Below are 11,558 nucleotides of genomic sequence, written 5' to 3' on the forward strand. Positions count from 1 at the left end.
TATCATCAAACAACTGTAACGTTTTGACTGATCGAGCCCGGGTGGCCGGTCGGCATGTTGCACCACCAAAGGAGCGAAACAACTGGACAGATAGTAAAAAATCACTGTCTCACAATTCGCTCCTACGTGAGACAAAGGAACTTTCATGTATATGCTTCAAGAACAAGGCAATTAGCTCACTCAACCACTTTATACAGGATTCCTGATTAATACAGGATAACGCAGGTGAGTAACGACAATCCCCGAGATGACTGTCGGGTTGACAAGCCTAAATGGGGTATTGGCCAGTTGGTCGAAGAGTCGAATGCCAGAACCCAGCAGTACGGCAGCCAGGTCAATCTGTAGTTCATCGAGTTGACCCTTGTTTAGGCATTGTTGAATGGTATCCGCACCATGAACCCCAACGGCCTTTCCTACGGCCACAGCTTTGGCCTGCCTGACGGCCGATTCCAGACCATCCGTAACGAAGTGTACAGTCGAGGTGGCTGTGGCCAGCCATCAGGAATCACGTGCGTCAGTACGAAGGCTGGGCCCCACCCATGATCCCCCCATGGTCAACATCGAAGGTACGTCTACCAGTTAGAACAGCGCCCAGTTCATGAACTAGACGTTTATAATGTTGGGCACTGGGAGAAGATAAGTAAAAGGTCATGGCATCTGCTCAGCCAGCCGCTATTTCCACCTCGCCCGAGAAATACCAATCAAACACTTCGGCTACGGCATCCTGCCTGTCGGCGACGTAGCCGTCCAGCGACAAGGACATGACTACTACTAATTTGGACATAGTTTGTTCCCGTTAATAACCCCTTTTGTGAGTGATGCTGCTGGATGAATAGAAAACGTTGATTCCGAATCGGGTCAAACGAATATGGGTAAAAGACGTTTTCGAGACCGGATGTTTAAACCCGTTAAGCTTTATCCGGAAAAGATTTAACCACCGCGTAATGACAAAATACGGTCACTGCTTTTCCCTGCTTATCTAGTTGAAAGACTTCGCAAGCCAGTCGGTCCTTCACGGAGATATAATAAATCGCTAGTGTGTCGATACCCACAAAAACGGTGTGCAAGGTAAAGTGCAGGTTGGGATAGGTCGCCAGGCCAAGCCCAAAATAGCGTCCCAGATCGCGCTTGCTTGTAATACAACCGGACTCACTGAACTTTAGCAGCGGAATGAACGGCGAATAAAAGGTCAGCTCGTCATCATAATGGTCCAAAATAGCGGCCAGATTTTGGGCATTAAACGCACGATTCCAGTCATCGGCCAATTAGTTGGCTTGTTCTTGATTCATGGCGTTTTTTCCTATTCGTCGGCCTTATCTGCTTTGAAAACCCAGCCAACGCCGAATTTATCGGTGAATTGGCCATAGCTGCCAAAGGGCACCAAATGGAGTTCCTGAAACGTTCGCTCGTCCGGATCAGCCCCTTCTTCTTACACAGTATGGTATCCTTACTGGGGCCGGTAGGTAAGCAGCACTACACCCGTTTGGGTTATCTGGGATGCCACCAGGCTAAGCGCCACTTGATTTCCACCCGTAAAGAGCTGTTTGCCACGACCGAGCACGAGCGGATGAACCAGCAGATGATATTCATCAATGAGCTGGTGGGCCATGAGCGTATTGACCACCTCACCACTGCCGTAAATCAATACGTTTTGACCAGCCTGCTGTTTAAGCTCACCAACGGCCTCCACGAGATCACCTCTCAGCAAACGGGTATTCCACTCGGTCGGTTGCAAGCTGCGAGACGCCACATACTTGGGTAAGCCGTTGATCCGCTCGGCAAATCCATCCGTATCCCGCACGGTGGGCCAGGCCGCGGCCATGCCCTGATATGTCACGCGACCCAATAATAAGCCATCGCTGGCGAAGAGTTGATCGCGTTGAAACGCGCCCACTTCTTCATTAAAATAGGGGCTCGTCCAAACTGGATTTTCCATAACCCCATCTACCGATACGTACTCAATGGCAATTAACGATCTCATAGCTGATGATTTAGTAAGTTACTTTTCGGCTTACATCTGTATGGGCTACGGCAACGAGTTGTCGATTAGATATAGCGTAGCCAGGTTTGCTCTTTATGCCGCTCCTTATAGGTTCCATACCATCGACAAAGCGGGTACATCAACAGGACGATGAAGACCCAAATGGCATAAATAGCCCATAATTCCACGCCACTGCCCGTCTTGGGTCGGCCGAAGTTCGAGCCGAACACCAGATCAGAGCTTTTGAACCCCTGGCGGAAGACCATGACAAAAACAAGCGGGTGTATCAAATACCAGTGCACCAGAAAATAGAACAAGGGCGTTTTTCCATACACACTCACAATAGCCGTCCAGTTATTTTTCAGCCCTTGTACTCCTGAAAGAATCAGAAACATGATCCCCAGAAAAAGTAGACAGAACTGCAACGAGGGGGGATATTTCGTCACATTGACGAACGAGAGACACGTGTAGAGCAGGTTCTTTTGGGCAGACCAATTAACCGGATCACCATATAGGTTAGCGGCTCTTAAAAAAGTAAATACCCCTAGCGAGAGTAAACCTATCTTCAGAAAGATCGGTCGTTGTTGCTTTTCGGCCGAAGCAAAATAATGGCCCGCCCCGTAACCGAGAAGCATAATACCGAGCCAGGGAACCGGCGGATAGGCGACCAGAAATAGTTTCCCGGTCGCATACGGAAACGCCATGGGGGCGAAAAGGGCTATCAGACCTTTTACTAGTCCGTTTTCTGGAACCGGAATTAAAGCGATTAACCCGTGAAGCACGACGATCATCCCGCCGATTAGCCCGATCGTCCGGGGAGGTAATGTCAATAAAATACTGAGGATGAGGAAGCCAACCCCAATGGCGGCAATCACCTCAGCGATTAGGAAATCAAAATGGGGGTCGAACCACATACCGAAATTGACCACGCTGAACTCCAACACAATCAGCCAGATACCCCTTGTCAGCAGGAAGCGCCGGGTAGCGGCCAGATCATTTCTAATGTTCATGGACAGAAAAGCGGAGACGCCTGAAAGAAATACGAACGTCGGGGCACATAAATACGTGACCCAGCGGGTAAAAAATAACGCCGGTGTCGTGGTGGTCAGGTCCGTCGGGGACTGCGTTAAGGAAGTGGTATGTAAAAGATCCCGAACGTGGTCCAGGGCCATAATAATCATCACCAGACCGCGCATCACATCAATGCTGTTGTTTCGTTTCATGCTGCTTGATATTTCTCTGATCAATTCGCTGGTAAGATTCATCGCCAACCTTCGATATCGGCTACCCATTTCTGCTGCTTCATGGTGAGGCCGATCAGCAGGGCCACCCCACTGTACGCCAGCGCGTCGAACGCACTAGCCAGTAGATTTCCTCGATTTCCTACTGGGTCCCACAGAGCGCCGGGGACATGCACCAGCCAAAACCACAGAAAGATCATCAGCGAGAGTAATAGAGCGATAATCCGGATGCGTATCCCCAGGATTAGGGCGATGCCGGAAGCGGTTAAGGCGACTCCCGTCAGATTGACCCAAAAGAGGTGGTTTGCCATCCAGCTGGGAACGGTACCCTCCAGGAACGCCGCATAAATAAGGTGGGAGATCCCATAGCTGGTCATGGTGTAGAGGAAAAACAAATTACCATAGGGCATGATGTTTTCTAACACCGCCAAGGTACCGGTTCGTGGCGTCTCAAATGAGTAGGCAACCACAAAGGCTCCTCCAGCCAGAGCCAGTTCCTTCAGGGGCGTCGTCCACAAGCCTAAGTGATAGAGTTTATTGGGTTCGGAGATGAGCTCGTAGGTCATATGGGTACCCAGGAACAGCGACAGCCAGACAGCCCCCATCAGTAAAGCCGCTTTTTTGCCGGCACTGGGTACAACCAGTAAAGCGCCGGTAATGATCAGATAAAGCCCGAAGAGCCAAGCGAATACATTCAGGAACGGAAGGTGCTGCTGATAAACCGAAAAAAAGACATCCCGGAAGGTTCCGAAATAAATTTGTTGACAACCATACACAACAAGAGCGGCCGCATAGAAGGCCCGGCCAATTCGTACCAGTAGGTTCATGGTGTTCTGGGGCTACTTGATGGAAGCTCAAAAGTAGCCACCAGTCAGTACGGGCCAGCTTTTTGTCTGTACACAACCCAATTCTTCGGTATACACCGTTTACCGAAAAATAGGGACGTTGATCGAAAATCGGGTACCGCCCTAACGCACCGAGAGTCAAAACGCTTACCTTAGTCCAGAATGGCCGGATCATGAAAATCACGAGAGAAGTACTGTTTAATGCAGTTTTTTGGGGGCTGTATTTCCTCTATCAGTGGCTGGGTCTGGCCTCGCTGTATGGCGATTATCAGGGTTACTTGATCAACGCCTGCATGGCCCTGCCCGTCGCCTTCCTGTTTTCGGGGCTGGCTGTTCATGTCCTGATTAAGAAGCGGTTGGTGGAAACCAATCAGGTAACCGGTTGGGTGTATCTGATTCTGGGCTCCCTTTTGTTGCTCGTCCTCAGGCGCTACATCAATTATTACCTTATTTATCCGACGTACTTTCCGCAGGCCCTGCGTATGCCGCTGCTTTCGTTCGGCAAAATGCTGGTCGAGCTTGTTAACCTCTACACCATAACCGGCTTATATACTTTGTATTATTTTATCCGATCCTGGTATGAGCAGCGCCTGCGCGTACAGCAATTGGTGCAGCAGAAAACAACGGCCGAACTAGACGGGCTGAAAGCCCAGGTACAGCCCCATTTTGTGTTCAATACGTTAAATAATATGTATGCGACGGCCTTAACAAGCAGTCCCGAGACGGCCTCGCTGATTGCACATCTGTCGGGTTTTCTGGCGTATAATTTATACGAGTCCACGCAGGCGATGGTGCCCCTGGAAACGGAGATGGCCTATATTGACCATTATATCGAACTGCAAAAAAACCGGTATGGGTCCAAACTGGACGTAGCCATTAATCGGTTTACCCCCATTGACGATCTTCAGATCGCTCCGCTGCTCTTATTGCCCCTGGTGGAGAACAGCTTTAAACATGGCGTGGCCAGCTCGAGCGGATTCAGCTGGATTCGGATCGATATTGCCAGAGGGCCCGGCCAGTTTTCGGTTAAGATTGCCAACAGTAAGGACGAACAAGGCCCAATCCCAGTTGCGGCTACCGGGGGGATTGGCCTATCGAACGTAAAAAAAAGATTGGCCTTACTTTATCCGGACGCGCATGAGCTAAGCATTATTGACGAGCCGCATTCGTACCTGATTCGTTTGACCATTAAACCCTTGAATCATGACTTCTTGCCTACTCGTGGATGATGAAGCGCCGGCTCGGACGCTTCTCAGTCAGCATCTGTCAACCCTAAACGGGTTTACCGTCGTAGCCTCCCTGGACAATGCGATCGATGCGTTCACGTTTTTGCAGACCAACCCGGTTGACGTGGTCTTCCTGGATATTCAGATGCCCAAACTGTCCGGTCTTGCGTTGATCCGATCATTAAAGACCCGCCCCAAGTTCATTCTAACGACGGCCTACCGGGAGTACGCAGCCACGGCTTTTGACCTGGATGTATTGGATTACTTAGTGAAACCCATCACTCAGGAGCGATTCATGCGAGCCATTTCTAAGTACCTGCAGTCTCAAAACCGCCCTGAACTGCCTTCCCCGCTTGCCAGCCGCTATGAGGAGAGTTATATGTTTTTTAAGGTTGGGAGGGATCAAACCAAAATTTTCTTAAAGGACATCATTTTTTTGGAGGGGTTGGCGGACTATATCAAGATACATACAACCGAAAAGACCTACGTAGCGTCCGAAAAATTAGGGTTTATGGAAGCCAAACTGCCAGATGATAAGTTTATCCGGGTGCACAAATCGTTTATTATTGCCTGGGACAAACTCATCAGTTACAACGCTGATCAGGTTACGCTGGTGACCGGAATTCTTCCGCTGGGCCGGTTATATAAAGGGGCCTTTTTGCGAACGATCCAGACCGGACACGGTGGCTTGCCCGCTGTAACGATTAGCTCCGAGTAACATTTGTCCACTAAAGAGGAAGCTCGGTGTCAGTGCCAAGCGGCCTCTTAGCGTTGAATTTACTCTCTTTTACGGGATACCACATGAAACGTTCTTGTCGTTGTGTTCAGTGAAAGGCAGTAAGCTCACCTTACCCAACAATGGCTGATGTAAATCGACTTTCCCGGCTAGTGGCGATTCAGACCCTTTTACAAACCAAGCAACTTACTACCGCGCCTGAACTGGCCAGGCGGTTTTTGGTGAGCGTGCGCACCATTTACCGCGACATAAAGACCCTGGAAAACGCCGGTGTTCCCATTCTAACCGAGGAGGGAAGAGGTTACGCCCTGGTTGAGGGCTACAAACTACCACCCGTTTCATTTAGCCAAGCCGAAGCTAACGCCTTAATTACGGTCGAGCACCTCATTCAGACCCATCCAGACACGTCATTAATACAGGAATACAATCAGGCGATGACCAAACTAAAGGCCGTTCTACGCAGCCCTACCCAAGAGATGGCGAATTTCTTAGCGTCTCGCCTGAGGGTGTATGCCAACGGGCAGCCTAAAAGCCGCTATCTAGCCACGCTACAACACGCTTTGACGGCCTTTCTGCGGGTGCGCATCGACTACCGGTCCGCTTCGGGAGCGTTGACCCAGCGAACCATTGAGCCATTCGCCCTGCTGATGAGTACCGGGGAAAATTGGTTGCTGGTGGGTTGGTGTAGGCTGCGGAGTGCCTATCGCATCTTTCGGCTCGATCGCATTGAGCAGCTTACCGTGCTGGCCGAGCCATTTGCTCCCCATCCGCTCACCTTGAAACAGTATTTCGAAACGCTACGTGAATAACGTTAGCTACCCCTGACATACCCTTGTCGCAAGGCTAATCTAGCTTTGCCACAAGGCAGCGGCTAGTCGCGCTGCCTTGTGGCAAACCGTTAAACGAAAAACGCTATGTACATCATTCTGGGGGCTACTGGCCATATCGGATCGGCGGTAGCTCAATCCTTGTTAGACCAAGGTGAGTCAGTTACCATCATTACCCACGATGCTAAGAAAAAAGCGGAGTGGCAGCAGAAAGGGGCGACTGTCGCCCTGACAGACGTGTACGACACCGACCCGTTGCGGGCCGTTTTCCAGCAGGGCAAACGGCTGTTCGTGCTCAACCCGCCCGCTCCCATTACCACCGACACGGCTGGACAAGAGCGCCGAAGTGTCCAATCGATTCTAGCCGCCCTAAGGAATTCAGGGATCGAAAAGATCGTGGCCGAATCGGTCTATGCCGCCCAGCCCGGCGATCGGATCGGCGATCTGGGTGTGCTGTACGAACTAGAACAGGGGTTGATTAAAACGGGCATTCCTACCAGCATTATTCGGGCGGCCTACTATATGAGTAATTGGGATATGGCCCTGGCGACGGCTCAGCAGACCAGTCAGGTGCCTACACTCTATCCACCTGATTTCACCTTGCCCAGGGTGGCCCCCCAGGATTTAGGCGTGGTCGGCGCTCGTCTGTTGCAGGAGCCGATCGACCAAACCGGCCTGCACTATGTGGAAGGGCCAGCCCGCTACTCATCAGCAGCGGTGGCGGCCGCCTTCGGGAAAGCATTAGGGAAAGCGGTTAAAGCAGTCGAAACCCCGCGCCAGGACTGGGTGAGCCGTTTACAGCAAACCGGCTTTTCCCAGCCAGCTGCCGAGTCGATGGCGGCCATGACGGCCATCACGTTGGCTCAGACCTATGAGCTACCTGATGCGCCCATCCGGGGCACTATTACCTTGCAGGACTATATTTCGGCCCTGGTCAACCCCGGTAAGTAATGTTTCATCGGCAGAAGCTGACGGTCTGCTTCTGCCGATGAGATCGTTGATCGTTCTAAGCGTAACAGAGGAGGTAGTCCATCATCAATCCATTCACTTACTATCATCCGTCAATTGGTGAACAGAGTGGCTAACTAGGTGCTGATGGCCCATATAAGTCTGCCCTAAAAATGGTATTTTACCGCTAAATTATAAATGATGCTACTATCCCCTCCCCTTTTCTAAGTTTTGTACTCTTCATAATGACCGTTCAAAAAAGCTACCTTTTCGTAAACGATTTCAGAGAGTAATCGAAAAGGGCACATCACTGAGCAGCAAGTAACGTCCAATTGGCTAAGGGTTTTTGGGAGTTAAATCATATAAATCTAAAATTGCACGTATTAATGACTCAGCTAGCAACGTCGTTTCAAAAATTGAAATGGACTAAATAGTACATTTCTTATAGGATTCAATAGTTAAAATCGCGCTGAGCTAAAAAGATAAATAGAATTTAAATGGTGCAACTTGCCCATTAGATTAGACTATGTGTATTTCACAAATAGGTCGCCTAGGAGATTAAAATCGTATTCAATAAATGTCAGCGACGGCTTCGCAGTGGCCGGTACCGCAACGGCGGACCGTGCCGGGGCGGCCCCACCTTGGGCACAAACTCAACTCCTACTGCCAAAATAATACAGCGCGGCTGCCGCATTGATAGGTGACCGGGTCGTCGGTGCGAATGGCAATTTGAGAATGGAATTAGTTTAACCTGACTTTGTCAGTGTGGGCAAAACACGAGTCTGGCTAAAACGGGCGTTTAACTGGACGACCTCTTTCAATAAGGTCAACTTCTATTCATAGCCTACGGAAACTCTTGTTCAACCTTGTTTTGATGGCCCAGGCGAACAAACTCAGCAGGAAAAACCACCCGAAACGTCGTCCCTACGTGCATACTACTTTCTACTTCGATCGAAGCGCCCAGTTTTTCAGTTAGTGATTTCACGATTGAGAGTCCCAGACCCGACGAACCTTCGTTGTTAGTAGGCTGAGCCGATAATCGCTGGAAACGCTTGAAAAGTTTGGCCTGGTCGTCGGGCGATATCCCAGGGCCCTCGTCTTTAATGGCCAGCCTCAGTTGATGGTTAATTAACTCGGTGTGGATATGCACGCGCTGGCCAAACGGCGAAAACTTTAGGGCATTGCTGATTAAATTATCAAGAATACGAACCAGTGATTTTGGATCTGAGTGGAGGATAAGGGGCGGATGAGTTCGCTCGATATGAAGTGAGATTTCTTTCTGATAAGCCTGCGCCGAAAAGCTATCGACAACGGTGTCAATTAGGAAATCTAGCTCGATATCCTCCATAACTAAAGTTTGAGTAGCCAGGCTATTGAAACCAACGATACTATCAATCAGATGAAGGCCCCGTTTAATCGTTTTCTGACCATGTTCGATACTTTCATTTTGCTCATCATTCAGCAAGCCAATCATAGGCAGGAAGCTAAAAACGAAACTGATGGTGGACAAAGGAGACTTTAAATCATGGGCAATTACACTGATAAGATTTTCAATTTCCTGGTTGGCATCCGAAAGCTGCTGATGTTTACGATAGAGTTCTGTTACGTCGTTGAAGAGCCAGATTCGACCCTTGAAATAAGGGGAAAAAATAGGTTTCGTAAACACGGACAACACTTTTTCTGAAAATGTCCAAATCCACTCTTTGGTGACAAAAGCTGGATTATTGATCAGCTCCGAAGCGGTTTGGTTAATGGCGTCCTGGTTGAGCGCCCGATTTCGGAGCTGGAGCATCCCGGCCGCTAAACTGGCCGATGAGGGGCGGAGGTTACCTGCTTCCAGGTTCAATAGATCAAGAGCCGACTGGTTGATCCAATTTATGTCTTCGGCCTCATTCAGCAGAACAACCGCCTGGGGAACCACGCCAAACAGGAACCGGTATTGTTGGTCTAACGCAATTTGCTGAAATGACAGGGTGCAGATCAACACTTTATCCCCAAATCTATAGAGGACATTCTCAATCTCCTCTCTAGAAAAGATAGGCAGCTTGGGCCACCCTACTACGATCCAACCTTTAAATGTATAATTGCTGATGCGAAGGCCAGCGACGGACAGATAATCCCCTAGTAATGCTTTCAGTGACCGGCGAGGGACAAAATTCAACTCAAAAAAAAATGAATTGGTGCCGGTTAAATCGTTGAATTGAGCTGGATTGACATGGGCCGACCCCCGATCGGGACGGGTAGCGTACAATACAGTGGCTGTCCATTCTTCACGTTCCTGTATAACATAGCAAACCTCAGGACCCAGAAAGAGAAGTAGCTCGGATGCATAAGCCTCCAATAACTTCGGACCAATTTCGGTCTCTTCGATAGCCCGGAATCGTTTCTCAAGACCGTTAAAGTCAATCATGTTAGGGGAGTTACAAGGTAGAAATCGATAACAGCTACTTGGTTGGTTTTAGATTAACAAAAAGTGGTTAGCGTCAAAAGCCTTGTTCTGCCAATAGAGACTGGCCTATGTTTATTTAAGAAATGGTTTTATGGCGCGAATCACCTGGCTGGCATCACTGATGTGGGGCAAGTGCCCTTGAGTATCCAAAAATATCAGGGTCGAATGGGGGATATGCTTCTCCAGAAAATAGCCGACTTCGTGAGGAACCGCAACATCTTCCTGGGCCTGAATCAATAGTGTTGGATGAGACAGCTGCCCTATATCTAACCGGTGATCGGAATAAAAAATAACTTTGGCGATAGCTAATGCCACATCTGGCCGCATTGCCGAAAGCGTACTGGAAAAGGCATTCGCCAGATGTGGCCGATCTGGATTGGCCATCACCATTGGGGCAAAGCCACTAGCCCAGGCGTGGAAATTAGTTTCCATTTGGGCAAAGAGTTCGTCTAATACAGTCGTGCTAAATCCGCCAACGTACCCATCCTGATTGAGATAACAAGGAGACGCATTCAGTAAAACAAGCCGCGAAAACCAGTCTGGCTCTGCAATGGCCGCCAGCGCTCCACTCATGCCGCCCGCGGAGTGCCCAATGAACGTAATATTCTGTAACCCGAGTTCTTCAATGATGTCCAATATATCACTTGCATAGGCATGCAGGTGCTTGTATTTCCAACGTGTAAAGAAAGGAACGGTTTTATCATTGGCTCCTACATAATCGAACAAAACCACTTTATACTCGTCCGTAAAGGCCGCCACAACTTCTAGCCAGGCACGCTGGTCGGTACCAAACCCATGCGCACATATAATTGTCTTATCCGACAAAAGATTGCCGAGTAATTGCACATTATTTCTAGCTGCTACGGACATGGGTAAAAGTCATGTTGTTACTTAAATAATATAACAGTAATAATAAGTAAATATAATTGGTAAAATGTAAAATACTCAACTAAGGCACTTATATAACCTTTATAGTAATAAGCTCCTTTATTTGTGGCTAAGTAATCCTCGCTTATTGGTTTGCATTAAAAGCACTGAAGTTGATGCTTAACTTTCCACCCACATTCGTCAAACAGCGATTCAGGGCATAGGCTAAATCATCATTAGTCAAATAATCCTCGGGCCTCAACCACCCCCCTTTCAGATGTCGCCATAAGGTTTCGGCAAGGTTGAGATGGGGACAGTAGACAGGCAGGAAAAACAAATATAGCCCTCTGGCTTCCCAAATCGGCCGCATCATTTGGATGTAGCCCGCTGTGTGAATCCGGGCATTGTCCAACACAACCACCGTCGAGCGATGAATCA

13 protein-coding genes are annotated in these 11,558 nt (G+C 49.1%); 4 read left to right on the forward strand and 9 right to left on the reverse strand.

Annotated elements, in window-relative coordinates; genetic code table 11:
• Nucleotides 1-189: 189 nt before the first annotated feature.
• The 6 genes from BM202_RS37960 to BM202_RS34105 all read right to left on the reverse strand — a co-directional run bounded on the left by BM202_RS37960 (nt 190) and on the right by BM202_RS34105 (nt 4,049).
• Complete coding sequence (locus tag BM202_RS37960; RefSeq protein ID WP_218160652.1) at nt 190-423, reverse strand: dihydrofolate reductase family protein; 234 nt, start codon at nt 421-423, stop codon at nt 190-192.
• Between the two features lie 238 nt (nt 424-661).
• A complete protein-coding gene (locus tag BM202_RS38880) occupies nt 662-784 on the reverse strand; it encodes a hypothetical protein (protein ID WP_262507748.1) in 123 nt (40 codons plus the stop codon).
• A 124-nt stretch (nt 785-908) separates the two neighbouring features.
• Nucleotides 909-1,265, reverse strand: coding sequence for a nuclear transport factor 2 family protein (locus BM202_RS34090; RefSeq protein ID WP_245776920.1), 357 nt, complete (start codon nt 1,263-1,265; stop codon nt 909-911).
• A gap of 182 nt (nt 1,266-1,447) precedes the next feature.
• Nucleotides 1,448-1,981 carry a dihydrofolate reductase family protein gene (locus BM202_RS34095; protein ID WP_093834689.1) on the reverse strand — a complete coding sequence of 178 codons (534 nt, stop codon included), beginning with the start codon at nt 1,979-1,981 and terminating at the stop codon, nt 1,448-1,450.
• 65 nt (nt 1,982-2,046) lie between these two features.
• On the reverse strand, nt 2,047-3,204 hold the full coding sequence (locus BM202_RS34100; RefSeq protein ID WP_093834715.1) for an acetyltransferase domain-containing protein: 1,158 nt from the start codon (nt 3,202-3,204) through the stop codon (nt 2,047-2,049).
• 38 nt (nt 3,205-3,242) lie between these two features.
• On the reverse strand, nt 3,243-4,049 hold the full coding sequence (locus BM202_RS34105) for a hypothetical protein (protein ID WP_093834691.1): 807 nt from the start codon (nt 4,047-4,049) through the stop codon (nt 3,243-3,245).
• 191 nt (nt 4,050-4,240) lie between these two features.
• Here BM202_RS34105 and BM202_RS34110 point away from each other — a divergent pair, with 191 nt between their 5' ends.
• From BM202_RS34110 to BM202_RS34125, 4 genes are all read left to right on the forward strand, one after another.
• On the forward strand, nt 4,241-5,296 hold the full coding sequence (locus BM202_RS34110) for a sensor histidine kinase (RefSeq protein ID WP_093834693.1): 1,056 nt from the start codon (nt 4,241-4,243) through the stop codon (nt 5,294-5,296).
• Nucleotides 5,271-6,011, forward strand: coding sequence for a LytR/AlgR family response regulator transcription factor (locus BM202_RS34115; protein WP_093834695.1), 741 nt, complete (start codon nt 5,271-5,273; stop codon nt 6,009-6,011). Before BM202_RS34110 ends, BM202_RS34115 begins: the two co-directional genes overlap by 26 nt.
• Nucleotides 6,012-6,151: 140 nt before the next feature.
• Nucleotides 6,152-6,838 (forward strand): helix-turn-helix transcriptional regulator, encoded by a 687-nt coding sequence (locus BM202_RS34120; protein WP_093834697.1) that lies wholly within the window; start codon nt 6,152-6,154, stop codon nt 6,836-6,838.
• A gap of 105 nt (nt 6,839-6,943) precedes the next feature.
• Nucleotides 6,944-7,807, forward strand: a complete 864-nt coding sequence (locus tag BM202_RS34125) for an NmrA family NAD(P)-binding protein (RefSeq protein ID WP_093834699.1) — start codon at nt 6,944-6,946, stop codon at nt 7,805-7,807.
• An 841-nt stretch (nt 7,808-8,648) separates the two neighbouring features.
• On the opposite strand, the gene BM202_RS34130 is transcribed toward BM202_RS34125, so the two are convergent.
• The 3 genes from BM202_RS34130 to BM202_RS34140 form a co-directional block, all read right to left on the reverse strand.
• A complete protein-coding gene (locus tag BM202_RS34130; RefSeq protein WP_093834701.1) occupies nt 8,649-10,214 on the reverse strand; it encodes a sensor histidine kinase in 1,566 nt (521 codons plus the stop codon).
• Nucleotides 10,215-10,325: 111 nt separating this feature from the next.
• Nucleotides 10,326-11,123 carry an alpha/beta fold hydrolase gene (locus BM202_RS34135; protein WP_093834703.1) on the reverse strand — a complete coding sequence of 266 codons (798 nt, stop codon included), beginning with the start codon at nt 11,121-11,123 and terminating at the stop codon, nt 10,326-10,328.
• 142 nt (nt 11,124-11,265) lie between these two features.
• Nucleotides 11,266-11,558 (reverse strand): transposase (locus tag BM202_RS34140; protein WP_177236802.1); only part of this gene is annotated, 293 nt, incomplete at its 5' end.

The organism is Spirosoma endophyticum (assembly GCF_900112365.1).
GTDB lineage: Bacteria > Bacteroidota > Bacteroidia > Cytophagales > Spirosomataceae > Spirosoma > Spirosoma endophyticum.